21 protein-coding genes and 4 tRNA genes are annotated in these 26,275 nt (G+C 44.6%); 11 read left to right on the top strand and 14 right to left on the bottom strand.

Annotation, left to right across the window (positions count from 1 at the left end):
- Positions 1-71: 71 nt before the first annotated feature.
- A complete protein-coding gene (gene nrdB / locus AB4482_RS08610) occupies positions 72-1,205 on the top strand; it encodes a class Ia ribonucleoside-diphosphate reductase subunit beta (protein WP_017063554.1) in 1,134 nt (377 codons plus the stop codon).
- On the top strand, positions 1,205-1,483 hold the full coding sequence (gene yfaE, locus AB4482_RS08605; protein ID WP_010438115.1) for a class I ribonucleotide reductase maintenance protein YfaE: 279 nt from the start codon (positions 1,205-1,207) through the stop codon (positions 1,481-1,483). Before nrdB ends, yfaE begins: the two co-directional genes overlap by 1 nt.
- 172 nt (positions 1,484-1,655) lie before the next feature.
- Here the strand turns inward: yfaE and napF are convergent, their stop codons facing one another.
- Together napF and AB4482_RS08595 are read right to left on the bottom strand one after the other, a co-directional pair.
- Positions 1,656-2,171, bottom strand: a complete 516-nt coding sequence (gene napF, locus AB4482_RS08600) for a ferredoxin-type protein NapF (protein ID WP_017060994.1) — start codon at positions 2,169-2,171, stop codon at positions 1,656-1,658.
- On the bottom strand, positions 2,171-2,737 hold the full coding sequence (locus AB4482_RS08595; protein ID WP_017060995.1) for a molecular chaperone: 567 nt from the start codon (positions 2,735-2,737) through the stop codon (positions 2,171-2,173). The genes napF and AB4482_RS08595 overlap by 1 nt, the downstream gene beginning before the upstream one ends.
- Before the next feature lie 198 nt (positions 2,738-2,935).
- On the opposite strand from AB4482_RS08595, the gene AB4482_RS08590 reads away from it, so the two are divergent.
- Genes AB4482_RS08590 through AB4482_RS08580 form a run of 3 tightly spaced genes read left to right on the top strand, consistent with a single transcriptional unit; the run spans position 2,936 to position 6,853 of the window.
- Positions 2,936-5,374: a DmsA/YnfE/YnfF family dimethyl sulfoxide reductase gene (locus AB4482_RS08590; RefSeq protein WP_017069171.1), complete on the top strand. Its 2,439-nt coding sequence runs from the start codon at positions 2,936-2,938 to the stop codon at positions 5,372-5,374.
- Between the two features lie 11 nt (positions 5,375-5,385).
- Positions 5,386-6,006 (top strand): DMSO/selenate family reductase complex B subunit, encoded by a 621-nt coding sequence (locus AB4482_RS08585; RefSeq protein WP_004733360.1) that lies wholly within the window; start codon positions 5,386-5,388, stop codon positions 6,004-6,006.
- A gap of 1 nt (position 6,007) precedes the next feature.
- On the top strand, positions 6,008-6,853 hold the full coding sequence (locus tag AB4482_RS08580) for a DmsC/YnfH family molybdoenzyme membrane anchor subunit (protein WP_017060997.1): 846 nt from the start codon (positions 6,008-6,010) through the stop codon (positions 6,851-6,853).
- A gap of 174 nt (positions 6,854-7,027) precedes the next feature.
- Here the strand turns inward: AB4482_RS08580 and AB4482_RS08575 are convergent, their stop codons facing one another.
- Positions 7,028-8,266 (bottom strand): CinA family nicotinamide mononucleotide deamidase-related protein, encoded by a 1,239-nt coding sequence (locus tag AB4482_RS08575; RefSeq protein WP_017069172.1) that lies wholly within the window; start codon positions 8,264-8,266, stop codon positions 7,028-7,030.
- A gap of 212 nt (positions 8,267-8,478) precedes the next feature.
- Between AB4482_RS08575 and AB4482_RS08570 the strand changes: the two genes are divergently transcribed.
- Together AB4482_RS08570 and AB4482_RS08565 are read left to right on the top strand one after the other, a co-directional pair.
- Positions 8,479-9,387 (top strand): DUF3943 domain-containing protein, encoded by a 909-nt coding sequence (locus tag AB4482_RS08570; protein ID WP_017069173.1) that lies wholly within the window; start codon positions 8,479-8,481, stop codon positions 9,385-9,387.
- 267 nt (positions 9,388-9,654) lie between these two features.
- The gene (locus AB4482_RS08565; protein WP_017061000.1) at positions 9,655-10,167 is read left to right on the top strand and encodes a glycine cleavage system protein R; all 513 of its coding nucleotides are present in this window, start codon (positions 9,655-9,657) and stop codon (positions 10,165-10,167) included.
- Positions 10,168-10,279: 112 nt separating this feature from the next.
- Here AB4482_RS08565 and nspC read toward each other — a convergent pair whose 3' ends face one another.
- The 10 genes from nspC to uvrY all read right to left on the bottom strand — a co-directional run bounded on the left by nspC (position 10,280) and on the right by uvrY (position 20,923).
- On the bottom strand, positions 10,280-11,419 hold the full coding sequence (nspC, locus tag AB4482_RS08560) for a carboxynorspermidine decarboxylase (RefSeq protein ID WP_017063550.1): 1,140 nt from the start codon (positions 11,417-11,419) through the stop codon (positions 10,280-10,282).
- A gap of 199 nt (positions 11,420-11,618) precedes the next feature.
- Positions 11,619-12,872, bottom strand: a complete 1,254-nt coding sequence (locus AB4482_RS08555; RefSeq protein ID WP_017061002.1) for a carboxynorspermidine synthase — start codon at positions 12,870-12,872, stop codon at positions 11,619-11,621.
- An 8-nt stretch (positions 12,873-12,880) separates the two neighbouring features.
- Positions 12,881-15,820 (bottom strand): pyridoxal phosphate-dependent class III aminotransferase, encoded by a 2,940-nt coding sequence (locus AB4482_RS08550; RefSeq protein ID WP_372082731.1) that lies wholly within the window; start codon positions 15,818-15,820, stop codon positions 12,881-12,883.
- A 1,279-nt stretch (positions 15,821-17,099) separates the two neighbouring features.
- Positions 17,100-17,175, bottom strand: a tRNA-Gly gene (locus AB4482_RS08545).
- Between the two features lie 32 nt (positions 17,176-17,207).
- Positions 17,208-17,294, bottom strand: a tRNA-Leu gene (locus AB4482_RS08540).
- An 80-nt stretch (positions 17,295-17,374) separates the two neighbouring features.
- Positions 17,375-17,450: transfer RNA gene (locus AB4482_RS08535), tRNA-Gly, on the bottom strand.
- Positions 17,451-17,486: 36 nt separating this feature from the next.
- Positions 17,487-17,560: transfer RNA gene (locus tag AB4482_RS08530), tRNA-Cys, on the bottom strand.
- 266 nt (positions 17,561-17,826) lie between these two features.
- Entirely contained in the window at positions 17,827-18,384 is a 558-nt protein-coding gene (pgsA, locus tag AB4482_RS08525; RefSeq protein WP_017061490.1) for a CDP-diacylglycerol--glycerol-3-phosphate 3-phosphatidyltransferase, read from the bottom strand.
- A 46-nt stretch (positions 18,385-18,430) separates the two neighbouring features.
- Positions 18,431-20,263, bottom strand: a complete 1,833-nt coding sequence (gene uvrC / locus AB4482_RS08520; RefSeq protein ID WP_029235668.1) for an excinuclease ABC subunit UvrC — start codon at positions 20,261-20,263, stop codon at positions 18,431-18,433.
- A gap of 15 nt (positions 20,264-20,278) precedes the next feature.
- On the bottom strand, positions 20,279-20,923 hold the full coding sequence (gene uvrY, locus AB4482_RS08515; RefSeq protein WP_004729778.1) for a UvrY/SirA/GacA family response regulator transcription factor: 645 nt from the start codon (positions 20,921-20,923) through the stop codon (positions 20,279-20,281).
- A gap of 426 nt (positions 20,924-21,349) precedes the next feature.
- Here uvrY and AB4482_RS08510 point away from each other — a divergent pair, with 426 nt between their 5' ends.
- Complete coding sequence (locus tag AB4482_RS08510) at positions 21,350-23,713, top strand: DNA polymerase II (protein WP_372180785.1); 2,364 nt, start codon at positions 21,350-21,352, stop codon at positions 23,711-23,713.
- Positions 23,714-23,805: 92 nt separating this feature from the next.
- Here the strand turns inward: AB4482_RS08510 and AB4482_RS08505 are convergent, their stop codons facing one another.
- The gene (locus AB4482_RS08505) at positions 23,806-24,573 is read right to left on the bottom strand and encodes a hypothetical protein (RefSeq protein WP_017061494.1); all 768 of its coding nucleotides are present in this window, start codon (positions 24,571-24,573) and stop codon (positions 23,806-23,808) included.
- 137 nt (positions 24,574-24,710) lie between these two features.
- Between AB4482_RS08505 and yeiP the strand changes: the two genes are divergently transcribed.
- From yeiP to AB4482_RS08490, 3 genes are all read left to right on the top strand, one after another.
- Positions 24,711-25,280, top strand: coding sequence for an elongation factor P-like protein YeiP (gene yeiP, locus AB4482_RS08500; protein WP_017055115.1), 570 nt, complete (start codon positions 24,711-24,713; stop codon positions 25,278-25,280).
- A 10-nt stretch (positions 25,281-25,290) separates the two neighbouring features.
- The gene (locus tag AB4482_RS08495; RefSeq protein ID WP_004741258.1) at positions 25,291-25,620 is read left to right on the top strand and encodes an HI1450 family dsDNA-mimic protein; all 330 of its coding nucleotides are present in this window, start codon (positions 25,291-25,293) and stop codon (positions 25,618-25,620) included.
- Between the two features lie 147 nt (positions 25,621-25,767).
- Positions 25,768-26,250: an RNA methyltransferase gene (locus AB4482_RS08490; RefSeq protein ID WP_017061495.1), complete on the top strand. Its 483-nt coding sequence runs from the start codon at positions 25,768-25,770 to the stop codon at positions 26,248-26,250.
- Positions 26,251-26,275 lie beyond the last annotated feature (25 nt).

Genomic DNA, 26,275 nt, shown 5'->3' with positions numbered 1-26,275 from the left:
TTATCTTCTCTGGGTTTAAAGCATTAACAGGGTCCGTTTTATTACGGGTCTTTAAAGGATTTGAGGCATTTATGGCTTACAGTACTTTTTCTCAGCAAAAAAATGACCAACTAAAAGAACCAATGTTCTTGGGTCAGTCGGTAAACGTTGCACGTTACGACCAACAAAAATTCGAAATCTTCGAAAAGCTTATCGAGAAGCAGCTTTCTTTCTTCTGGCGTCCAGAAGAAGTAGACGTGTCTAGCGACCGTATCGACTACAACAAGCTTCCTGAGCATGAAAAGCACATCTTCATCTCTAACTTGAAGTACCAAACGCTTCTAGATTCAATCCAAGGCCGCAGCCCTAACGTTGCCCTACTTCCATTGGTATCTCTACCAGAAGTTGAAACTTGGATTGAAACTTGGTCTTTCTCTGAAACGATTCACTCTCGTTCTTACACGCACATCATCCGTAACATCGTGAATGATCCAGGCGTAGTATTCGACGACATCGTTGAAAATGAAGAGATTCTGAAGCGTGCTAAAGACATCGCTTTCTACTACGACGACCTAATCAAGCTAACGGCTGACTACCACCGCTACGGTGAAGGCAACCACAGCATCAACGGCGAAGACGTCAAGATTTCACTTCACGACCTGAAGAAGAAACTTTACCTATGTCTAATGTCTGTAAACGCACTAGAAGCGATTCGTTTCTACGTAAGTTTCGCATGTTCATTTGCATTCGCTGAGCGTGAGCTAATGGAAGGTAACGCGAAGATCATCAAGCTAATCGCTCGTGATGAAGCCCTTCACCTTACTGGTACACAGCACATGATCAACTTGCTACGCAATGGTCAAGATGATTTTGAATTCATGCAGATCGCTGAAGAGTGTAAGCAAGAGTGTTTCGACCTATTCAAAGAAGCGGCTGAGCAAGAGAAAGAGTGGGCAGAATACCTATTCAAAGATGGCTCTATGATTGGTCTGAACAAAGACATTCTTTGCCAATACGTTGAGTACATTACCAACATCCGTATGCAGGCTGTTGGCCTAGGTACGGCTTACCCAGCAGCAACGTCGAACCCAATTCCATGGATCAACGCTTGGTTGTCTTCAGATAACGTTCAAGTTGCTCCACAAGAAGCAGAAATCAGTTCTTACCTAGTTGGCCAAATCGACAACGAAGTAAAAGCTGACGACTTTGAAGGATTTGAGCTGTAATGCCAACAATCAAAATCAACAAACTGACTTCAATTGAATCTAACCCTTCAAACACTCTGTTGGAAACAATGGAACAAGCTGGGTTAGAGCCAGAATACAACTGCCGAGATGGTCACTGTGGCGCTTGCCGCTGCACGTTGGATTCTGGTGAGGTCGAGTACGTTGGTTTTGCTATGGCTTACACGCAAGGTAATGAGATATTGCCTTGTATCTGTAAAGCAAAGACTGAGCTATCGCTGAGTAACGTTATTCATAGAAACAAGCAAAAACGCGCATAAGCCAGCTGGCTTTAGGTCACTTTGTTCGAATATCGTCAATAAGAATCAAAAAAGGGTCCGCTTCCTTTAGGAATGCGGACCCTTTTCTATTTATGTCTTTAGGTATCTAAAGCGACTCGTCTATCACTAAACCAAATCTTCCTGTTGGCTTGTGTCATACAAAGCCAAACGTTTATTGCTGAGTCAGGTTAAGAGTCACAGAGCCAATATAACAAGCGCTTCGGCACTCTCCACAGCCGTTACACTTATCTTTGTCCACTGTAGGCAACTCTCCTACTTCGATGTGTATTGCACCAGCTGAACACGCCGTTTGGCATGCTGAACAGTCCATTTGCATGTAATTATTGCAGCTATCCGCAAAGCTCGGCTTGAGGTCGATATAAGGCGTGACCGTTGGATGAAGTGCGCCGGTCGGACACACTTCAGTGCATTTGTTACACATAGAACAACTGTTGTAATCCAAATTCAGCAGCGCACTGCCCTCTAGCATCTCAATAACGCTATTTGGACACGATTGTTCACACAATCCACAACCGTCGCAAAGACGCTCAAACAGCACCTCATCGACCGCTCTTGGCGGTCTTGCATGCAAGCGCTGTGATATCTCTTCATAATTCGCGGCTGCTTTAACCGGTTTAGAAAGTCGAGTTAAGAAACCGCGTCTATTTGAATTTATTTGTTCAGACATTAGTCGATATATAACTTTTTAGTAGCAACGTTTAAATTATATTCAGATATTAAGTACTTAAACCAATCTATTACATCAACCGATAGCTTTTTATAAAAAGATAACTCTGATGCTTTATTTAGTTTTTCTAAATAAACAGAAGACCAAGTTAATAAGTGACCCTCAAGCAATTCACCGGCTGAATTAATATTATTATTTTCTAACAAATACGCATGAGCGAATAACATTAAACCAAATTGATCTTCCGGCTCTCTTAACCCAGTGTCTAATTCAATCTGATTCAATTCTAAAAACTGGCGATACTCAACCGTAGAAGCACCAAACACAACGCGGTCTTTATCTAGGTACACAGAACCCCAAGGCGGAGCTGGCATGTCTCCAACGCCTTCAAACAGGCGGCTGAACTCTGCTGCGAGCGCATCTTCGTCTTCGCTTCTTAATGCTTGCAAGCATTCTTCAGAGAGTACTTCGCTCTCAACCAAAGCTTCGACAATGGTGATTAACTGTTCTTTACTTGTCGCTTGATAAAATAGCGAACCCAACAATTTATGCGTATCGATAATCATTATTATTTATACCGTTATAGGTTTAAAGATAATTATATTAATTAACTCATTTCATTCTTTGATCTATTTTATACATTCAATTCATAAACTTTAAATTCCACACTTATTTGATGCCAATCAATCAATAATTCGAAATAAATACATAAAGAACAAACTACCTATAAAGTGCTAGCTATCAATAGCAAAAGGCATCTTAGAATGACGAATAAGAAAGAATCTGGGGTAATGAATCTTACTCGAAGAGGCTTCATGAAAGCTTCCTCTGCAGTAGGTAGTGCAGCTGCACTTGCGGGCGGTATTGCATTACCTTTCAAATCCAAACCAGTAGCGGCTGCAGTTGCTGAAAATGTGGATGAGAAAATCGTATGGAGTGCATGTACAGTAAACTGTGGCTCTCGCTGCCCACTGCGTATGCATGTACAAAACGGTGAAATCAAATACGTAGAAACAGACAACACAGGCACTGACGAATACGGTCATCACCAAGTTCGTGCGTGTCTACGTGGTCGCTCGATGCGCCGCCGTGTTTATAACCCAGATCGCCTAAAGTACCCAATGAAACGTGTGGGTAAACGTGGTGAAGGTAAGTTTAAGCGTATTAGCTGGGAAGAGGCTTATGATGAAGTCGCTGGCACCATGCAACGCCTTATCAAAGACTACGGTAACGACACTATCTACCTAAACTACGGTACAGGTACGCTGGGCGGCACGGTTACTAAATCTTGGCCACCAGCTCAAACGCTGATTGCTCGTCTAATGAACCTAAGTGGTGGTTACTTAAACCATTACGGTGACTACTCAACAGCGCAAATCACGAAAGGCTTGAGCTACACCTACGGCGGTTGGGCAAACAACAACTCTTTCTCTGATTTAGAGAACACTAAACTTAACATTCAGTTTGGTAACAACCCTGCTGAGACGCGTATGTCTGGTGGCGGCCAGATCCACCACTACGTTGAAAGCAAAAACAAATCAAACGCAAGAACGATCATCATCGACCCTCGCTACACCGATACTGCCGGTGGCCGTGAAGATCAATGGATCCCAATTCGTCCTTCTACAGATGCGGCATTGGTAGCGGGTCTTGCACACGTGATGATCACTGAAGACCTTGTCGACCAACCGTTCCTAGACAAATACTGTGTCGGTTACGATGAGAAGACCCTTCCTGCATCAGCGCCTAAAAACAGCGACTACAAATCTTACATCCTAGGTTTAGGTGAAGATGGCGTAGAGAAGACACCAGAATGGGCTTCTAAGATCACGGGTATTCCAGTTGACACCATCGTTAAGCTTGGCCGTGAAATGGGCACAGCGAAACCATGTGCGATTCACCAAGGTTGGGGCTTACAACGCACTGCGAACGGTGAACTAGCGTGTCGTGCAATCGCGATGCTGTCACTGCTCACTGGTTCTGTGGGCGTATCAGGCGGTTCAACAGGCGCTCGTGAAAGCGACATCAACATTCCATTTGTGCGCTTCCCTACCGTGCCAAACCCAGTTGAAACGTCTATTTCAATGTTCATGTGGACAGACGCGATTTACCGTCACCATGAAATGACCGACATCACTGATGGTGTTCGCGGTGCAGAGCGCCTTAAGAACCCAATCAAGATGATCTGGAACTACGCAGGTAACTGCATCATTAACCAACACTCAGACATCAACAAGACTCACGCGATTCTTCAAGATGAAAGTGCGTGTGAAATGATTGTCGTGGTTGATAACCATATGACGTCTTCAGCGAAGTACGCCGATATCATCCTGCCAGACTTAACAACGTCTGAGCAAGACGACTGGTGTATGGACGGTAAAGCGGCGAACATGCCTTACTTCATCTACGCGCAGAAAGCGATTGAGCCTCAGTTTGAAGCAAAATCTATCTACGAGATGTGTACTCAGCTTGCGAAACGAATGGGCGTAGAAAAAGAGTTCACCGAAGGCCGTACTCAAGAGCAATGGATTGAGCACCTTTACGCAGAAACTCGTAAGAACGATCCAACACTGCCAACCTTCGAAGAGATGAAAGAGCTGGGTATCTACAAACGTAGCTACGACCACCACTACATCGCTTATGAAGATTTCCGTAAAGATCCTGAAGCGAACCCACTGACCACACCAAGTGGCAAGATCGAGATCTACTCAGAGCAACTGGCTGATATCGCGAAGACTTGGAAGCTTAAAGAAGACGAAGTGATTCACCCACTTCCGATTTACGCGGACTCTTTCGAAGGTCATAACGACCCACTAGCAGAGAAGTACCCACTTCAGCTAACCGGTTTCCACTACAAGGCTCGTACTCACTCGACTTACGGCAACGTTGCAGAAATCAAAGCAGCAGCACCGCAAGAGTTGTGGATCAACCCAATCGATGCAAAAGAACGTGGTATTGATAGCGGCGACATGGTGAGTATTTTCAACGACCGTGGCGAAGTACATATTCCAGCGAAAGTGACACCTAGGATTCTTCCTCGAGTTGTCGCACTAGGCGAAGGTGCATGGTACGCACCAGATGGTCAGAAGATCGACCATGCAGGCTCTATCAACGTGCTGACGACTCAGCGCCCGAGCCCACTTGCTAAGGGTAACCCTCAGCATACAAACCTAGTTCAAATCAAAGCGCTAAAGAAAGCATAAGGTAGGTTGGAATGAAACAATACGGCTTTTACATTGATTCAAGTAAATGCACGGGTTGTAAAACCTGTCAGCTTGCTTGTAAAGATTATAACGATCTAGACATCAAAACGAACTACCGTCGCGTATACGAATATGCCGGTGGTGGCTTCACTCAAGATGGTGATACCTGGGTTCAGAAAGATGTCTTTTCTTACTACCTATCTATCGCTTGTAACCACTGTACTAACCCAGCGTGTGTGAAAGTGTGTCCTTCGGGCGCAATGCACAAACGTGATGAAGACGGTTTGGTTGTGGTTGATGAGAGCGTATGTATTGGTTGTCAGCACTGTAGCAATGCGTGTCCTTACGGCGCACCACAATACAATGCTAAGAAAGGTCATATGACGAAATGCGATGGTTGTTACCAACGTGTTTCTGAAGGCAAACAGCCTATCTGTGTTGAGTCTTGCCCACTTCGTGCATTGGAGTTTGGTGAAATCAATACACTTCGCGAGAAGTACGGCTCTGGTGCGGATGTGGCTCCACTGCCATCTTCAACAGAAACGCTACCAAACATCGTGATTAAGCTGAACAAAAACGCGAAGCCGACTGGCGATACCAGCGGTCACCTAGCAAACCCGAAGGAGGTGTAAGATGATTTTTCATGAGTGGTCTTTAATCTTCTTTACGGTGTTGGCGCAAACTGCGGTTGGTGGTTACTTACTGATTGGCGCACGTGCACTGGTACTTGGTCATGACGAAGAGAAGCTGAACAGCTACAAGGTTCCAATGTTTATCCTATGGGTACTGATGGGTCTTGGCTTCATGTTCTCGACAACGCACCTTGGCTCTCCACTGCGCGCGTTTAACGCTTTTAATCAGCTAGGTTCGGCTTGGTTGTCTAACGAAGTGTTCTTCGGTGCGGCATTCTTCGCTGTCGGTGGCCTGCAATGGTTACTGTCGGTAGTCAAGAAAGGTGGCGTTGCTATCCAGAAAGCACTGATGGTTGGCGCGATGGTACTGGGTGTTATCTTCATGTACGCGATGATCAACGTATACATGATCAACACAGTACCGACGTGGGACAACATCTACACACCACTGAGCTTCATCATGACGATGGTTGTGGGTGGCTTGCTGTTATCTCAGTTCGTGATTGTATTCGCAAACGACAGCCGCTTTACGGTTGACCGTAACATCACCATGTTGGCTGTTATCGCTGTTGCTATCAGCTTGCTTGTGACAGTAGGAAAACTGAACCTAATCGGAGACATCCAAACTTCAGCGGCAAAAGCGTCTGAGTTAGTCGATGGTTTAGGTAGCTATGTGATTCTTCAAGTGGCACTGCTAATGGCAAGCTTGTTGATTTGGATTCTACCTATGCTGAACAAAGCAAAAGTGAACCCAGTTAACCTTGGCTTAGCACTAGTATTGTTCTTGGCTTCAGAGTTAATCGGCCGTGGTTTGTTCTACAGCCTACATATGACAAGCGGTTTGTAATCGAGTTCTTACAGACATGAGTTGCGTGTAAACATCGCTGCTTGTTTGGTTATCTAGAAGGCTAGATAAACAAAAGGCCCAACACCTATTTAGATGTTGGGCCTTTTTATTTCGTTTTTTCTAGCGTTTTTAATACAGACTTAGCGAGTTCGCTTACATCGTTAGCTTACATAGCTACTTAATGATAGCCGCTGGAATAAACATGTCTTTTAATCGCTTAACCGAAGAATAAGTACCAAACATCGGTTTGTTATCTAAATGCCTTCTCAGCATATCGGCGGCAACGGTCTTAATCACGTTGCGTTGGTCTTCACGCGAGTACTGACGATAAAACTCAAGTACCTGCCCCCACTCGCCTGCTTCAGTCGACAATGCAACGCTGAATGTGTTGCCTTCCAGCTTACCAGTCACCAAAGCCAATTCAGTTCCGCACTTATCTCTTGTTGCTCCAGCCAGCGCAAAGGTCGCGGCTAATGGATCGCTCTTTTCAAGTTCGCTCTCTTTTGGCTCAGCCATCACCCATGAGTGTCCGAAGCAATCTTCTATCTGCTCATTCAATTGCAGCCACGCTGACAGTGAACCTTTGGTCGACACTTCAGACACAGATAACGTCTTCTTTTTTTCCGCCATGATGTGTCCAATATGGTCAATCATCGGCTCATCAACACTAACGACATTACTCTCTAGCAGCTTGTAAACCATCTGCAGAAGCTTAACGCGAGTTTCTAAGTCTGCCTTAGGACCAAACAGTTTGACCTCAATGAACGGCAGATAAGAGCGATAACCAAGTTCATAACCTTCTGGCAGCTTTAGTTGATCCAAAACATCAGAGATACCGGACTCAGACAAACCAAACGTAAACAGTCGACTGCATTCAGAGGCAACCACTTGAGGGTAGGTACACGACAAGTCAGGAAGAATCTCAAACGTCACCATGCGCTTGAATTCACTTGGTACACCCGGCGTGAAATAGAAAGTCGCATCGTTAATTTTCAGTTTGAAGCCACAAGCCGTCCCTACAGGGTTATCGACAATCTCTGAACTCGCAGGTAACAAAGCTTGTTTAAGGTTGCTGTCTGGCATTGGCATGCCACGTCCAGAGAACATCTCTTCCATACGAGCAAGCCATTCAGGGAACATGACGAGTTTCTGCTCGGAAGCAGCTGCAGCGGCGGCAGCACTCATATCATCGGTTGTCGGGCCTAAACCACCATTAACGATAACCACATCATAGTTAAAGCTCAGCATCAGCAGTTCTTCAACAAGAGCATTCATTTGATCACCCACAGTTGAGCGCTTAGCAAGCGCAAAACCATGCTGATAAAACTCAGCAGACATCCAAGCTGCGTTTGTATCTACAATGTCTCCATGAAGAACTTCTTCACCTGTGCTTAACATTGCGATTTTCGTCATATTTCTATCCCTTGTTGTCATAAAAAGACACTGCATTATTTACAAACTGGTCTATGGTTGAATTTGGAGCAATTCGCCTTTTCACTAATATTAATAATGTTAAACCTAAGGTTTTCTTAGGAAAAGCTATAAAAATTATTAGTTCCCTAAATCAGGCATTTAATAGATAATTGTGACCCTGATCAATTCCAAACTTTCTCATGGAGACCCTTGTGGCCAAATCACCGTTACTAGCAAAGGTTACTGCCGCATTTTCAATGCTAATGTCAGTTAACTCGGTTGCAAGCCAATACGACTTCGACCAGCCAATCAACCTTTCTTACTCGGATGAATGTGCTCAAGATTACTGTTTTAATGACAACTTGTACACCTACAAGCCTAGTACCAATTACGCACTGAGCGAGTCGAGTGATGAGTACGACTTCTCAATCCAACAACCAAAACACATGTTGGTGAGTCAGGAGAAAGATTGGGATTACCTAATGGGTCAAACCTACACCATTCTTGGCTTGAGTGTCGCGACAGTGGGTCTAATGACTCTGCTCCCTGAAAGTATTACTAAGTGGGATGATGACCAACGTGATATCAGCTCATTAGGTAAAAAGTGGAAAGATAACGTTTCTGCTGGTCCAACATGGGACCGTGACGAACACTTCCTAAACTACGTAATGCACCCATATTTCGGTGGTGTTTACTACACCGCAGCTCGACACGCAGGTTACGACGAGTTTGAGTCATTCTTATACTCTTGGACTATGTCGACGTTCTTCTGGGAATACGGCGTAGAAGCGTTTGCAGAAGTACCTTCATGGCAAGATCTCTTCATCACACCTTTCTTCGGTGCGGTTGTCGGTGAAATGATGCTAGAAGCAGAGCAGGATATCATTGCTTCAGGTGGCGAAGTGATGGGCTCTCAAACCATGGGTGATGTGTCGCTATTCTTCCTTAACCCTGTTGGACACATTCACTACTGGGTAAGTGACGCATGGGGCGGTGATGCAGAAGTTAACCTGAATACTAACCCTTGGTGGGATAACCAAGACGCTGCACGTTTTGCTTACGATGCTGGCGCACCATACGACTCTCAGTTTGTTGGTATGAACTTCAAAGTAACGTTCTAATTCGTCTCTAGTACTACTCAATATAAGTTATTGAGTATAAGTTGCTGAATCATCAATCACAGTGACAACTCTTCTAAAAAGCGGCTCTCTAGCCGCTTTTTTTGTGCCCTACTCTTCATTCTCTTTTTTTGCATCGAAGCTTAGTTTCAAAAATTGACCTAGGTCAAACATTGTTCGATGTAACCTTCTACACTGAAATTAAAGAACTTTATCGCGTGATATCAAACATTTAATTAGCAAAGAATAATTGAAACCTTGGGGGCTGATATGAACAGTACATTTATCGTAAACTTTATCGGAAAAGCATCACCAGCAACAATCAAACAGCTTGCTGCGGTTACTCACGAAAACGACGGCAAATGGCTCATCAGTAAAGTGAACTTTATTGAAGACCAAGTCGCAGGCGTACTAAAGGTTCAACTTCCAGCCATCAACGAATCGATTGTAAAAGAAGCGTTCAGCGCCAATCCAGATCTCATCGTGCAGTTTGTCGATTCCGATCATACACACAATGTTCAAGACACGGTCCATCACTTGAGACTCGACTCTAACGACCGAGCAGGTATCGTCAACGAAGTGACTCATGTATTGGATAGACAAGGAATCAGTATTCTCGATATGGATTGTCACCGCGTCTTTATCGCTGGTGGCGGCGGTGTTAGCTCAAGTCTATTCACATCAAAAATCGCCGTTAAGCTGCCAATCGAAGTACAGATCGACGACGTAGTTAATGAACTCGAAACGCTCAGTGAAGATACTCGTGTGATGATTGAAAGCTAAATAAACAAAATTAAAGAACAAAATTAAAGAACAAAATTAAAGAACAAAATTAAAGAACAAAAAAGAGCAGCTCATTAGCTGCTCTTTGTATTGCTCTGAACTTGTGATTCAGTTACTTAACTGACCATTGTGATAATGAGCGTTTGAAGTCTTCATAGCCGAATTCATTTAGCTTCTGAACTTCACCACTGCTACGTTCACAGTAGATTGAAGGCATTTTAAGGCCATTGAACCAGTTCAATTTCACCATTGTGTAACCCGCGCTGTCTAACAGATGCAGCTTTTGACCAATCTTAAGTGGCTCATCAAAGCTCGCTTCGCAGAACTGATCGCCCGCAAGACATGAACACGAACCAATCACGTAGTCATGGCTGCCTGTTTCTGATGCTTCCAATACTGATGCGGGCTCATTGTAGATAAGCGTGTCAAGGCGGTGCGCCTCAGTCGCTGAATCCACAATCGCTGTTTTCTTCACGTTCTCAACAATATCGACCACTGTCACAACTAGGTCGGTTGTTTTAGTGATGATCGCTTCACCCGGCTCAAGATACATCTGCACACCGTGCTTTTCAGAGAAGGCTTTCAGCGCAAGACCGAGTTTTTCGATGTCATAGCCAGGCCATGTGAAGAACACACCTCCGCCCATGCTCACCCAGTCCAACTTATCTAAGTGCTCACCAAACTGTTCTGAGATTGAATCAAGCAGGCCGATAAACGCATCGACGTCTTTGTTCTCACAGTTCATGTGGAACATCACACCATTAATCTCATCGAAAATTTCTGGTTTGATGTGGTCAGCTTGCACGCCCAAACGCGAGAATTGACGTGCTGGATTCGCCAAGTCTTGCCCTGCGTAGCTCACGCCCGGATTTAAACGTAAACCCAGTGAAGCTTTACCTTCAACAATATGACGGTAAGCAGCAAGTTGGCTTTGAGAGTTGAAGATCATCTTGTCGCAGATGTCAGCAACCTCTCTCACGTCATCTTCACTGTAGCCCACACTGTAAGCATGAGTTTCACCGCCAAAAGTTTCGTGACCTAATTTCACTTCATAAGGGCCAGAACTAGTAGTACCGTCTAGGTACGGTTTGATGATGTCAAACACGCCCCAAGTCGAGAAGCACTTAAGCGCAAGTACCAATTTCACACCTGAAATCTCTTTCAGTTGCTTGGCTTTTTCTAAGTTCGCAATCAACTTGTCTTCGTTGATCATGAAATATGGGGTTTTTAGTTCTTCTTTCTTAAACGTCATTTTTGTAAACACTCAAGCAGCATCTATAGATGGAAAGGTAAATTAACAATTTTGGTGTGATTTATTTTGATTTTGTCCTGTCCGAGCGCAGTGAGTTACAAAATCAAAATAAATGATACCAAAGCTTCAAGGCTATCATCATCGAAAAGGGAACAATCCATGTCCCCTTTAATTAGCAATCAAAACAAGAAATCAGTTCTTATTTTTTCAGCTCATGAATCACTGGAAGACCTTGGCCTGCTTCAAGCTCTTGAACATGCCAATCTAGACCAATTTCCGGCATAGTTGCTAGGAACGGATCTGGATTTAACTGTTCCATGTTGAACACGCCTTTATCAGCCCATTCGCCACGGAAGAACTGAAGTGCAGCGGTAATCGCTGGAACACCAGTTGTGTAAGAGATCGCTTGGTGCTCTACGTCTTCGTAAGCCACTTCGTGGTCTGCGTTATTGTAGATGAATACGCTACGCTCTTTACCATCTTTCTTACCTTGAACCCAAGTACCGATACACGTTAAACCAGTGTAACCCGGAGCTAGAGATGTTGGATCCGGTAGTAGTGCTTTAAGAACATGCAGAGGCTGAACCACAGTACCATCGTGCAGTGTTAGCGGATCTGGGCTAAGAAGACCGATATCACGCATGCAGTTGAAGTAGTTCAAGTATGCATCACCAAAGCCCATCCAAAATTCGATACGCTTAGCTGGGATGAACTCTTTCATTGAACGAACTTCATCGTGCGCCATTGAGTAAACTTTGTGAGAACCACAGTTCGGGAATTCAAACTCAAGCATACGAGAGTGACAAGGTACTTGTTTCCACTCTTCATTTTCCCAGTAGAAAGAATCGCCTTGGATCTCAAGCATGTTGGTTTCTGGGTCAAAGTTTGTCGCAAACTTCTTGCCGTGGTCACCAGCATTCACATCCATTACATCAATTGAGTCAATCTCATCGAACAAGTGCTTAACCGCGTATGCAGCAAAGATTGATACCACACCTGGATCGAAACCAGCACCAAGAATACCTGTGATGCCTGCTTCAGCGAACTTCTCACGGTAGCCCCACTGCCAATCGTAAGCTTGTGGTACTTGTTGGCCTTCAGAACATAGGTCAACCGCTACCGATGTATCTAAATAAGAAACTTTAGATTGGTAACATGCTTCCATGATTGCCATGTTTACCCAAGGAGGACCAGCGTTGATCACTAGATCCGGCTGAACTTCTTTAATCAAAGCAACAAGCGCATCAACATCATCAGCGTCTACTGAACGTGCTTCTAGTTTCTTAGTTGAATCTTTAAGGTTGTTTTTGCCCTTGATAGATTCGATGATTTTTTCACACTTCGCGATTGTGCGAGAAGCGATTGTGATATCACCCAGTACTTCGTTATTTTGTGCTGCTTTGTGTGCAACAACCCAACCAACGCCGCCTGCACCAATTTGTAGAATAGCCATAGTATTAATTACCCTTGTTGTTCTGCTAGCTCAGTGGCTAGAGTTTGAATTTTGTTAATTAGAGATTTGAAATCTGATGTCTTTAGGCACGGATTCAAGATAGTGAATTTAAGCGCACTCTTACCATCCACGACCGTTTCACCGAGTACTGCAACACCACGAGTCAGCGCTTCCAGTCTTAGCGTTTGATTCAATTTGTCTAAATCTAGCTCGCCGTTTGCTGACGGCTTAGATCGGAACAGCACTGTTGATAGTGACGGCTCTGCGAGTAGCTCTAAGTCAGCTTGGTTTTGAATCAGGTCTGCCACTTCTAGCGTTTGCTCAAGAAGATGGTCGTACATATCACCCAACTGCTTTGGTCCAACGCTTTGCATCGTCATGAAGACTTTCAATGCATCGAAACGCTTGGTGGTCGCAATAGACTTATCGACTAGATTTGGCAGTTCATCGTGTTCGCGGTTTAGGTAATCTGCGTGATGTAGAAGGTACTTAAAGTTCGCTTTGTCTTTCAACAATACCGCGCCGCAGCTGATTGTTTGATAGAACAATTTGTGGAAATCGACACTCACAGAGTCCGCTTTTTCGATGCCTTGTAAGCGAGCCTTGTGGCTACTCAAGATAAGCGCGCCACCGTATGCACTGTCGACATGGAACCAAAGGCCTTGCTGACTTGCGATTTCTGCAATCGCATCAAGGTCATCGATAGCACCATGATCGGTTGTGCCCGCAGTACCAATCACAGCAAAAGGAATCAGACCTTGTGCTTTCAGTGCTTTCACTTCTGCGTCTAGCAAGTCAGGCTTGATAGTGCCGTTTGCATTGGTATCAACACAGCACACTGCCGCTTCGCCTAGCCCTAGTAGAGAGGCTGACTTTTGAACCGTGAAGTGAGATTTCTTTGAACATAAGATACGCAGCTTGCTCGCGTATTCTGGTAAGCCAAGCTTTTGGATAGAATGACCATTGTGCTTATCCGCAACCCAGTCTCTCGCAAGCAATAAACCCATTAGGTTACTTTGCGTGCCTCCGCTAGTGAAAACACCGTCAGCTTGTGCGCCAAGTTGGTATTTGTCACACATCCAATCCACAACGCGCTGCTCAACATAAGTCGCAGCCGATGCTTGGTCCCATGAATCCATTGATTGATTCAACGCCGCGATAATCGATTCCGCTGCTACCGAAGCCATAAGAGGAGGAGTGTGAAGGTGTGCAATGCAATCTGGGTGTTGCACGAAGATGGAGTTTGCAGCGACAAGGTCTGCAGTACTATCTACAACATCAACCAAAGCGTGTTGATTTTTATCAAGGTCGACAGCATTGATAGCTGCTTCTAGCACTTTTGGATCTAAACCCGAATAAGGGGTTTCAACCTGTTCAAAAACCGCTTTCATCGCTTGAGTGGTTTGGTTCATCACGTTAGCAAATTCGTCGCTACCGCCTAAACCTGTATGGATGAAATGCTTGTTCCATTCTTGGTTTGCTTGTTCGCTTGAAGCTGGGTCTTGTTGTAAGCCACCACCAGTTGCGATGATCGCTTCTTCCATTACGCGGAGTGCAAAGTCAATCTGCTCAAAAGAGATAATCATTGGCGGAAGGAAACGAATTACCGAGCCATCACGACCACCCTTTTCAACCATCAAGCCACGCTCTAACGCTGCTCGTTGAATCGCTAGGGTTAGTTCGCCGTCTGATTGTGGTTCGCCAAACTTGTTAAGCTCACCATTTGGTTGTTTGATCTCAGCACCGAGCATCAGGCCTTTACCACGAACTTCAGCAATACAGCTAACGCGTGATTGAATCTTCTCAAGCCCGTGACGTAAATATTGGCCTGCGATGTTCGCGTGCTCAACTAAGCCATCTCGTTCGATGATCTCCAACGCCTTAGCGCCAGAGACCATTGCTAATTGGTTACCACGGAATGTACCGGTGTGCTCACCCGCTTTCCATGTATCAATGCTCTTATCGAACACAAGCAGCGACATAGGCAGTCCACCACCAATCGCTTTAGATAAACATAAGATATCTGGATTAACACCAGACTCTTCAAACGCAAATCGATGGCCAGTTTTGCCCACACCACACTGAATCTCATCAAAAATCAGTAGGATGCCGTGCTCATCACAGATGCGACGTAGGCCTTGTAACCAAGATGCTGGAGCAGGAATCACACCGCCCTCACCTTGCACAGGCTCAACGATCATCGCCGCCGGTTTCATGATGCCAGACTCGTCATCATTCAACATACGTTCGATGTAACGAATGCTCGCGTTAGCACCCGCTTCACCACCAATACCAAACGGGCAGCGTAGGTTGTATGGGAAAGGCATGAAGTGCACATCAGACATCAAGCCGCTACGACGCTCTTTAGTGCCGAGGTTACCCATCATACCCATGGTGCCGTTCGTCATACCATGGTAAGCACCACGGAAAGCAAACATGGTGTTGCGACCTGTGGTTTGCTTGGCGAGCTTGATCGCCGCTTCCACAGCGTCAGCGCCAGATGGGCCACAGAATTGAAGAACCGAGTTATTTGAAAAGTCTTGAGGAAGAAAAGCTTTAACTCGTTTGATAAACGTCTCTTTTGCTTGAGTCGTGATATCAAGTGTTTGGTATGGCAAACCAGAATCGAGTTGGTCTTTAAGTGCTTGGTTAATCTCAGGGTGGTTGTAACCCAGAGAAAGTGTACCTGCACCGGCTAAGCAATCGAGAAAGAGTTGGCCACGAGTATCTTCAACTAAAGCGCCACATGCTCGTTTAATAGCAATAGGCAGGCGTCTTGGGTAAGAGCGAACATCCGACTCATGCTGTTCTTGCTCTAGCAAAATAGCGTCAGGTGTTAGGTCGTACGTTCCCTCTAAGATAGGAACCATAGTTGAAAATGAATTTGCGATAGTATTGATATCGACTTCAAAGGCGGTAGTCATAAAAGTCCCCTTGAATGTGTTCATACTCACCTCCATCAGACGCAATTACCCACCAACTCTCGTTAAATTTGGAGAGAGTTCATAGTGAAGTACACGTATTGTCTAGAAATGAGATATAGCTGTACGCTCGCATAAGTCAAATGACGAATACGAAATTAAGCCGTCTTAAGACAGCGATAAATTGTTAGCGTGAGCTCAAGGTTCAGTAATGCTACTGTTTTGAAGAATTGGACATTTTTGCAGGATCGGGCAGCTATGAGGAGCTGGTCCCTTTGGAAATGCAGAGCTGATTAGCAATGTTGTAATTAGTGTGTTCAATGTTGGGTTTCCCATTAACATGACGAACTGCGCCATAAGTATCCCGTCTATCAGCTAAAGGACTAGCCAATACCTACCCTACGTAATGTCCCAATCAGCAAGAATGGTCACTACGCGTATCCCCCAGAAGCAATCGTTGCTCTTCTTGAACATTTTCATTCCGAGATTGCGCGGGAAAGTAACATAAAGTGAAATGAACGATCAATAGTTTTTAGTAATAGCTTGATAAATAGCAGCGGTGGCTAAGCAATTGCTGTAAATATCGTCACACTATCGTTTGGGAAAGAGATCCCCGGTTCATTCGTTCCTCATACCCGAGGATGACGACGTGGGGTTATAAACGTTGCTAGAGAAGCTTTTAGGTCATGGCGTCACTCCCTAGAGCGAGGTATGAATTCATAGAGAACCCCTTACAACATGTCATTGTATTGCTTTATTCAAGAAACTATCTGATGCAATAGATTAAACTGAAGTTAATCAGCAAGCGGCAAGAGATCCCCGGTTCATTCGTTCCTCACACCCGAGGATGACGACGTGGGTGTACAGGCGGTGTTAGTGATGGCTTTGAGGCTGTGGCGCCTTTCCGTCATTCCTTAGCCTGAAGAATGAGTTCATTGGGAGTCCCTTACAACATGTCGATGTATTGTTTTATTCAGAAACTATCTGATGCAATAGATTAAACTGAAGTTAATCAGCAAGCGGCAAGAGCTCCCCGGTTCGCTCGTTCCTCACGCCCGAGGATGACGACGTGGATTTATAAACGTTACTAGAGAGACTTTGAGGTCATACCGTCTTTCCGTCATTCCCTAGCACGAGGAACGAGTTCATAGGGAATCTCGCTTTTAAAAACTAACTTGATTGCAAAATTTGAAACAGAGATAGAAATGAATGTTGAGTGCGGATTCGAACAAGAAGAGTTCTTAAACGTAAAAGCTAAACGTCAGAAACCAAAAAGCCCGAACATTTCTGTTCGGGCTTCTTAATTTGGAGCGATACATCGGGTTCGAACCGATGACCTCAACCTTGGCAAGGTTGCGCTCTACCAACTGAGCTAGTATCGCATTTGCTTTATCGAGATAAAGACTTTAATAGATGGTGCCCCGGGCCGGACTTGAACCGGCACAGCGCGAACGCCGAGGGATTTTAAATCCCTTGTGTCTACCAATTCCACCACCAGGGCACGCAATTCTTTATTGCGATGCCGATTACTGAAAAGTAAAACACCATCTTAATGCTGACGCCAATCAACATTACAAAATTTGGAGCGATACATCGGGTTCGAACCGATGACCTCAACCTTGGCAAGGTTGCGCTCTACCAACTGAGCTAGTATCGCATTTTCATTCAAATTCTTTCTAGAAGAAAGAGAGAATGGAGGCGCCTCCCGGAGTCGAACCGAGGTCCACGGATTTGCAATCCGCTGCATAGCCACTCTGCCAAGGCGCCTTAGTAACTCCAATCGAATCGCTCATTGCCATCCTCTTGGGTACGGGATGCATTCTACGGATTCAGACGATTGAGTCAATATTATTTTTGTATTTTTAATTCGTTTGAATAGATTTCATACGAAACAGGCCAAATAGCTGACTTTATGTTCAAAACACACTGTGAGCGGGTTATTCAAAGGAGATCTATATCACATTAGATATCCACTATTGATAACTTAACCTTAGGTTAAAGATCAAAAAAGCGAGCCTCAGCTCGCTTCTTCATCAATGATGTTTTTCGTCTAACAAATCGTCTTTGGCAGCCATCAAGTATTGTGCCATTGACCAGTAAGTAAGAACGGTGGCGACATACAGTGCAATGTAACCTACCCACACCATCCAGTCGTCGTATCTCCAGATAAGTACCCAAAGAGCGAACATCTGAGAAACCGTTTTGACTTTACCAACCCAAGATACCGCAACACTTGCGCGTTTACCGATTTCAGCCATCCATTCACGAAGCGCTGAAATGATGATCTCACGAGCAATCATGGTCACGGCTGGAATAGTTATCCAAATAGAGTGGTAATGCTCTGTAATCAGGATAAGAGCCGTAGCGACCAACACTTTGTCAGCCACAGGGTCAATGAAGGCACCGAAGCGAGACGTTTGCCCTAACTTACGAGCTAGCATGCCATCTAGCCAATCAGTGAAACCGGCTACCCAAAACACCATCGCAGCAGCGAAAGGAGCCCATTGATAAGGTAGATAGAAAACGACAACGAATACTGGGATCAAAAATAGTCTCAGTAAGGACAAAATGTTAGGTATATTCAAACGCATATTATTGGGCTCTTATTAATTGCGCTTTAATGGTGCGGGATTTTTACTATTGTTTCAATGCTTGATAAATGTTTTCTGCCAAAGAATGACTAATGCCCGGCACTTTGGCTATTTCTTCGACAGTTGCACGCTTAAGTTCTTGTAAGCCACCCATATATTTCAGCAAAGCTTGACGACGTTTAGGTCCTACCCCTTCAATTCCTTCCAAAGCACTGGTTCTGCGCGTTTTACCACGTTTCGCCCTGTGCCCTGCAATCGCATGATTATGGCTCTCATCACGAATGTGCTGGATAAGATGCAGCGCTGGTGCATCGCTAGGTAAATTAAACTCTTCACCTTCAAGGGTTACCAAAGTTTCTAAACCCGGTTTACGCGTCACGCCTTTCGCAATACCCATCATTCTTGGTCTAAACGGCCAATCACCCCAATATTGAGAAATGATCTCATGAGCGCGGTTTAACTGACCTTTACCACCATCGATAAAGATGATGTCTGGGATCTTGTCGACATCGAGTTGCTTCGAATAACGTCTCTCAAGCGCCTGAGCCATCGCTGCATAATCATCGCCACCTGTAATGCCGGTGATGTTGTAACGACGGTACTCTGGTTTAACCGGGCCTTCTTGATTGAACACCACACACGACGCAATCGTGCTTTCACCCATGGTATGACTGATATCAAAACATTCCATGCGCTTGATAGCATCCATCGACAGCACTTCTTGGAGCTCTTTGAAGCGCTGATTAATCGTCATCTTGTGATTAATCTTGGTGGTAATAGCCGTCAATGCATTGGTATTAGACAATTTAAGGTAACGACCTCGAGTACCTGAAGGGTTGGTATTGAAGTGAATCTTACGACCCGCTACTTCACACAAGGCTTCTTGAATCGGTGTGACATCTTCCATCAAATCGGCATTGAGAATCAAACGGGTTGGGATGGTTCTCGCTTCACTATGCGCAAGATAGTATTGGCTTAAAAAGCTCGAAAAGACCTCTTCTCGCACCGTATTGTTGGGAATTTTAGGGAAATGGCTTCTACTGCCTAAAACCTTGCCTTGGCGAATCATCAAGATATGAATACACGCTACGCCATTCTCTTGAGCAAATCCCAACACGTCCATATCTTCCATTGAATCGTCAGATACGTATTGTTGTTCTTGCACACGTCGAATCGCTTGGATTTGATCACGGAAAGCGGCAGCTTGTTCAAAACGAAGCTCACGGCTTGCCTTGTCCATTTTGTCGATGAGCGTCTCAAGGACTAATTTGTCTTTCCCTTGCAGGAACAGACGAACGTAGTCGATAAGTTCACTGTACTCTTCATCAGAGATGATTGAGCTAACACATGGCGCAGCACAACGACCAATCTGATACATCAAACACGGGCGCGTTCTATTGGCATAAACCGTATCTTCACACTGGCGGGCAGGGAAAATCTTTTGGATTAGGTGTAGCGTCTCACGCACAGCGCCGGAATCAGGGTAAGGACCAAAGTATTCGCCCTTTTTCTTCTTAGCACCACGGTGCATCGACAAACGAGGATGCTTGTGACCGCTAATAAAAATATAAGGGTACGACTTATCATCACGCAAAAGTACGTTGTATTTAGGCAAGTACTGCTTGATGTAGTTGTGCTCAAGAATGAGCGCTTCTGTTTCCGTGTGCGTTACAGTGACATCGATCTTGTCAATATTACTAACTAGAGCGCGTGTTTTTTCACTGTCGACTTTTTTACGGAAATAACTGGAAAGGCGTTTTTTGAGGTTCTTAGCTTTACCGACGTAAATAACGGCAGCCTCGGCGTTATACATTCGATAAACGCCGGGCTGCTCTGTTACTGTCTTGAGGAATGAGACTGAGTCAAACAAGTTGGTCACTATACGATCTCAGTGTTAAAGGGTCTCAGTGTCTAACATTCCATGTCTAATCGCTAAATGCGTCAGCTCTACATCGCCACTGATATCTAGCTTACTGAACAAGCGGTAGCGGTAACTGTTGACTGTTTTAGGACTTAGATTGAGTTGTTCTGAAATATCCGTCACTTTCTGACCTTTGGTAATCATCATCATGATTTGAAGTTCACGTTCAGATAAGTCTGCGAATGGATTTTCAGACGCAGGAGAGAATTGGCTCAAAGCCATCTGCTGCGCAATTTCTGGTGAAATGTATCGTTGGCCACTGTTAACCACTCGAATTGCATTTACCATTTCATCCGGACCTGCCCCTTTAGTAAGGTAACCAGCAGCTCCAGCTTGCATCACTTTAGTTGGAAACGGATTTTCCGTATGAACAGTTAAAACGATGATTTTAACATCAGGGTTGAAACGCAAGATTTTCTTGGTTGCCTCTAAGCCACCAATACCAGGCATATTCATATCCATCAAAATAACGTCAGTATTGTTAGTACGACACCATTTTGCAGCATCTTCACCGCTTTCAGCTTCCCCTGCTACGTTCATTCCACGGACGTCTTCAATAATACGTCGTATCCCTGTGCGAACCAGCTCGTGATCATCTACAAGGAAAACATTTATCAAACTTGTATCTCCACACTATTAATTGGCTCTGCAACCACTGTGTCGTTTCATCTGTTTGAAACAATTGAACAAAGGAACAGTGGATCGCAGCATTGAGTACATCTTAACTTAATTACTAAAAAAAAGCTCTGTTGAATATGTGCTGAAACACGAACTTTAGCAAGTACTTATTAACAAATAAGCTAACTAAAACAACAAGCTTTTTCTAAAAATCAACCAGTTAAAACAACACCCAATAAAATTACACAAGATAAAGATATTTTCAATACCATTGAATAACCATTCGCGACAATTTCACTTATTTGCTTATAGAGTCCCGTTATTTGCCTCTGTTAACTAGAATTTAGTTAGTATTTTTGCTGCCTGTTGTGCGCTGAGGGTCGCTAAGTGGTAGTATTCGATTCCCAATTTCAATAGGTTACTACATTGGATATTCAGCAAGGCTTTGTACTTACAAGACAAGCGAGAGATTTTTCAGGGCGCACGCAAATCGACTTGTGGTTAAGCACCCCTCAAGGCCCTACTCTGCTGACCATTCCAAATGAAAAACCTGTATTTTTTGTCGCTCAATCTGATTTAGAAGCATGTCAGACAATCGCAGCCAAAGAGTCGATTGATTGCCAATTTAAGCCTCTAGAACTAGCCACATTCGAGCAAACACCTCTCGCCGCGTGTTATACCTCGCTGTCGAGAAGTAGCTTTGGTTTAGCGCAAGCCTTCCATAACGAAGAAATCCAAACCTTTGAAAGCGATATTCGACTCGCTGACCGATTCTTGATGGAACGCTTTATCAAAGGAAGTATTGAGTTCACGGGTACCGCGGTACAAAAGAACCAGCATCGCAGAGTCTCAAATGCGAAATGCCGAGCGGGCGACTACTTACCCAATCTATCTGTCGTCTCGCTTGATATTGAATGTTCAGAAAAAGGCGTGCTTTATTCGATTGGTCTAGACAGCTCGATGGATAGCCGAGTGATCATGGTCGGCGCCCCTCAAGAAGCCGGCACCAACATCCAATGGGTTGCCAACGAAAAAGCTCTTCTTGAAGCCATGATTATGTGGTTCTCTGAATTTGACCCTGACATCATCATTGGTTGGAATGTTATCGACTTCGACTTTAGGCTGCTGCACAAACGTTCAGAATGGAACGAAGTAAAGCTAAATATCGGTAGAGACAATCAACCAAGCTTTTTCCGTAGCTCTGCACAGAATCAGCAGGGGTTTATCACTATCCCAGGGCGCGTTGTCTTGGATGGTATCGATATGCTTAAAACGGCAACCTACCACTTCCGGTCTTGGTCACTGGAGTCCGTATCGCAAGAGTTACTTGGTGAAGGCAAAGACATCCACAACGTTCATGACCGCATGGATGAGATTAACCGGATGTTTAAGTTCGATAAGCCTTCACTCGCTAAGTACAACCTTCAAGACTGTGTGTTGGTAAACCGAATCTTCGAACATACCCACCTACTCGATTTTGCGATTGAGCGTTCGCGACTGACTGGTGTCGAGCTTGATCGTGTTGGCGGTTCTGTTGCTGCTTTTACTAATTTGTACCTACCACAGATACACAGAGCGGGTTATGTCGCGCCTAACTTAGAGCCTGAGAACTGGATTGCTAGCCCCGGTGGTTATGTGATGGATTCAATTCCCAATCTGTACGACTCGGTTTTGGTACTCGATTTTAAGAGCCTGTATCCATCGATCATTCGCTCGTTTCTGATTGACCCTATGGGACTAATTGAAGGGTTGAAGCTTGAACTAGGCCCAGCAGAAAACCAAGCCGTTGATGGCTTTCGAGGTGGGCAATTCCACCGCTCTAAACACTTCTTGCCCGAGATGATCGAAAACCTTTGGGCTGCACGTGATGTGGCGAAGAAGAACAACGAGAAAGCGTTCTCTCAGGCGATTAAGATCATCATGAACTCATTCTATGGTGTGTTAGGTTCGTCTGGTTGTCGTTTCTTCGATACCCGGTTAGCGTCTTCAATTACCATGCGTGGACATGAGATCATGAAGCAAACCAAGGTTCTGATCGAAGACAAAGGCTATCAAGTGATTTACGGCGATACCGATTCAACCTTCGTGTCTCTGAACGGCAGTTATGATCAGCAAAAAGCAGACGAGATCGGGAACACACTGGTCGCTTACATCAACGATTGGTGGACGAATCACTTAAAAGAGACCCACAACCTAGCCTCAATACTCGAATTGGAATACGAGACTCACTATCGCAAGTTTCTAATGCCGACCATTAGAGGTTCAGAAACCGGCTCGAAGAAACGTTATGCCGGATTAATCACTCAAGGCGATAAAGAAAAGATCATATTTAAAGGGCTTGAGAGTGCACGCACCGATTGGACACCTCTCGCACAGCAATTCCAACAAACCTTGTATGAGATGGTGTTTCACGATCAAGATCCAACCGACTACGTCAGACAGTTTGTTGATGAAACCTCTGCTGGCAAACATGATGATTTATTGGTGTATCAAAAGCGCTTACGCCGCAAATTACATGAATACCAAAAGAACATTCCGCCACAGGTTCGCGCAGCTCGTATGGCCGATGAGATCAATGCTCAGTTAGGGCGCCCTCTTCAATACCAAAATAAAGGACGCATTGAGTATTTGATTACTCTGAGTGGCCCTGAGCCCAAGGAGTATTTAAAGAGTGGTATCGATTATCAGCACTATATCGACAAGCAGATTAAACCGGTCGCAGAGGCAATACTGCCCTTCATCGGTTTAGACTTTGAAAGAGTTAGTGGGCAGCAGTTGGGTTTGTTCTAGCACTATATTCAATATGCTCTTAAAACGAAAAAAGCAGAGATATGTTCTTCAGCACACTCGCTTTTTAGTATCAATGGATCGGTTATAAATCTCTATCCGATTCTGAACTCGGTTTTCTGATACTGCTTAATCAACCACTCACCAAAGCCATCAAGAATACCGATCACCGAACGTTTAGGGATTGGTCGACCAGAAAGTAAAATGCCCAACCTTTGGATTTCGACTTCTCGATCTGGGTGATACTTCAAGAACTGTTGGCCACATTCAACAGGATCATCGTACCAATATTTATCGCGGTACATCACCAGTGAGTAACTCGCCCGTAGAAGCTTCTTGGCAATAATCACCTGCGCAGCGACTTGTTGTTCTGGCGTTGTCGCTCGTGCGATCTTGTTGCGATACACCGCCAACCAGTTTTCCGCATCCATATTCCAGTGCTTAGCGATTTCCCAACTTGTTTCAAAATCACCATAGCAGTCTGATAAGTCTTCACCATGCACACACACGGCTAAATGCTTGAGCATAAAACCCCAAGTGAAGATATTGTCGAAATCGACTATCTCACTCACTAAGGTAGTTTTTATCGCCACTTGAGTTACCTGCGGGAAGCTCTTTTGGAAACGCCATTTGATGGTGTTCAACAAAGTGGTTCGTTGGTCAGGAAACGGTCGATGGGTCACCACAACCACATCTAGATTGGAGCGACCGAAGACGGCTTGCTTACGAGCCACACTGCCATAAATATAAATACTGTGCAGATTAGATCCTAACCCACCTTTTAGAAAGGTAATCAGATCGTTAACCACAGGTTGAAATTCAGGTTGAAAAGGCTGTGTTGGGTCAATAACGGGTAGCTGCATAGGTCGTTTCGGTAAATAAAATAATGATTTAACTATAACTCTATGATCGCCTAGGTGACTTTATGATTCAAGCTATTCCTATTTATAGCATCTCCGAGATATAATCAGCGGATAGACCCACTAAGGACAAACACAAAATGCCTAGAGCAAGTGAAATTAAAAAAGGTTTTGCTATCACAGTAGAAAGCAAAACAGTGATCGTTAAAGATATCGAAGTAACAACACCAGGCGGCCGTGGCGGCCAAAAGATTTACCGCTTCCGTGGTAACGATGTAGCAACTGGCGTTAAAACTGAAGTTCGCCACAAGGCTGACGAAATTGTTGAAACTATTGACGTAACTAAGCGTGCAGTAATGTTCTCTTACGTTGATGGCAACGAGTACATCTTCATGGACAACGAAGATTACACACAATTCATCTTCAACGGTGAGACTATCGAAGACGAACTACTGTTCATCAACGAAGAAACTCAAGGCATGTACGCGATCCTTATCGACGGCAACGCTGCAACGCTTGAGCTACCAACATCTGTTGAACTAGTTATCGAAGAGACTGATCCTTCAATCAAAGGTGCATCAGCGTCTGCTCGTACTAAGCCTGCTCGTCTTTCTACAGGTCTTACTATTCAAGTACCTGAATACATCGCGACTGGCGACAAAGTAGTAGTAAACACTGCTGAACGTAAATACATGAACCGCGCAAGCTAAGATACTTATTATGACCGAAGCTAACGACCTAATGTCTTATGACGACGCAATTGACACTGCATACGACATCTTCCTAGAGATGGCACCTGACAACCTAGAGCCTGCAGACGTGATTCTTTTCACTGCTCAGTTTGAAGATCGTGGCGCAGCAGAGCTTGTTGAAACTGGCGATGATTGGGTTGAACATGTTGGCTTTGAAGTCGACAAAGAGATCTACGCTGAAGTGCGCATTGGTCTTGTGAATGAAGCTGATGACGTTCTAGACGACGTATTTGCTCGCATGTTAATCAGCCGTGATCCAGAACATAAGTTCTGTCACATGCTGTGGAAACGCGACTAATACCGCTGTTGACGCTCATCTGCATGAGTAAACAAGTATTCATGTAAGCGAGTTAAAAGTTAGCCGAGCCCATTGCTCGGCTATTTTTATCACGCTATTTTCCATCGTGATTCATCACTTTCATCATCAACGTTAGATTCACTGATTATGACCAAAGCAAAAACAGACACACAATCAAAAGGCTATGCCTGCATTGGCCTAGTTAACCCAAAGACGCCAGAAAACGTAGGCTCAGTGATGCGAGCAGCTGGCTGCTACGGCGCCAACTCTGTGTTTTACACTGGCACACGCTACGACCATGCGCGAAAATTCCATACCGATACCAAAGAAAAGCACCTAGCCCTGCCTTTGATTGGTGTTGAAGAGCTGAAAGATATTATTCCAGTCGGCTGCGTGCCGGTTGCTGTTGATCTGATTGAAGGTGCTAAGCCTCTACCTGATTACAAGCACCCACCACGCGCGTTTTACATTTTTGGCCCTGAAGATGGCACGCTAAAGAAAGAGATCACAGATTTCTGTCGTGAGACGATTTACGTTCCGACCAACGGCTGCATGAATCTAGCGGCATCAGTGAATGTAGTGCTTTACGACCGACTGGCGAAAGGCGATAACTTCTCGAATCACAAGTAAATAGAACGAGATACGAGATACGAGA

It is taken from the genome of Vibrio sp. 10N.222.55.C7 (genome assembly GCF_041473335.1).
Lineage (GTDB): Bacteria > Pseudomonadota > Gammaproteobacteria > Enterobacterales > Vibrionaceae > Vibrio > Vibrio crassostreae_C.
The sequence above is the reverse complement of the archived record's forward strand: the minus strand, read 5'-3'. Positions and strand labels throughout refer to the sequence as shown.

What these genes read in the sequence shown, in the direction of transcription:
- nrdB (WP_017063554.1), top strand. Translation starts at nt 72, where the DNA reads ATGGCTTACAGTACTTTTTCTCAGCAAAAAAATGACCAACTAAAAGAA.
- yfaE (WP_010438115.1), top strand. Translation starts at nt 1,205, where the DNA reads ATGCCAACAATCAAAATCAACAAACTGACTTCAATTGAATCTAACCCT.
- napF (WP_017060994.1), bottom strand. Translation starts at nt 2,171, where the DNA reads ATGTCTGAACAAATAAATTCAAATAGACGCGGTTTCTTAACTCGACTT.
- AB4482_RS08595 (WP_017060995.1), bottom strand. Translation starts at nt 2,737, where the DNA reads ATGATTATCGATACGCATAAATTGTTGGGTTCGCTATTTTATCAAGCG.
- AB4482_RS08590 (WP_017069171.1), top strand. Translation starts at nt 2,936, where the DNA reads ATGACGAATAAGAAAGAATCTGGGGTAATGAATCTTACTCGAAGAGGC.
- AB4482_RS08585 (WP_004733360.1), top strand. Translation starts at nt 5,386, where the DNA reads ATGAAACAATACGGCTTTTACATTGATTCAAGTAAATGCACGGGTTGT.
- AB4482_RS08580 (WP_017060997.1), top strand. Translation starts at nt 6,008, where the DNA reads ATGATTTTTCATGAGTGGTCTTTAATCTTCTTTACGGTGTTGGCGCAA.
- AB4482_RS08575 (WP_017069172.1), bottom strand. Translation starts at nt 8,266, where the DNA reads ATGACGAAAATCGCAATGTTAAGCACAGGTGAAGAAGTTCTTCATGGA.
- AB4482_RS08565 (WP_017061000.1), top strand. Translation starts at nt 9,655, where the DNA reads ATGAACAGTACATTTATCGTAAACTTTATCGGAAAAGCATCACCAGCA.
- nspC (WP_017063550.1), bottom strand. Translation starts at nt 11,419, where the DNA reads ATGACGTTTAAGAAAGAAGAACTAAAAACCCCATATTTCATGATCAAC.
- AB4482_RS08555 (WP_017061002.1), bottom strand. Translation starts at nt 12,872, where the DNA reads ATGGCTATTCTACAAATTGGTGCAGGCGGCGTTGGTTGGGTTGTTGCA.
- AB4482_RS08550 (WP_372082731.1), bottom strand. Translation starts at nt 15,820, where the DNA reads ATGAACACATTCAAGGGGACTTTTATGACTACCGCCTTTGAAGTCGAT.
- pgsA (WP_017061490.1), bottom strand. Translation starts at nt 18,384, where the DNA reads ATGCGTTTGAATATACCTAACATTTTGTCCTTACTGAGACTATTTTTG.
- AB4482_RS08505 (WP_017061494.1), bottom strand. Translation starts at nt 24,573, where the DNA reads ATGCAGCTACCCGTTATTGACCCAACACAGCCTTTTCAACCTGAATTT.
- yeiP (WP_017055115.1), top strand. Translation starts at nt 24,711, where the DNA reads ATGCCTAGAGCAAGTGAAATTAAAAAAGGTTTTGCTATCACAGTAGAA.
- AB4482_RS08495 (WP_004741258.1), top strand. Translation starts at nt 25,291, where the DNA reads ATGACCGAAGCTAACGACCTAATGTCTTATGACGACGCAATTGACACT.
- AB4482_RS08490 (WP_017061495.1), top strand. Translation starts at nt 25,768, where the DNA reads ATGACCAAAGCAAAAACAGACACACAATCAAAAGGCTATGCCTGCATT.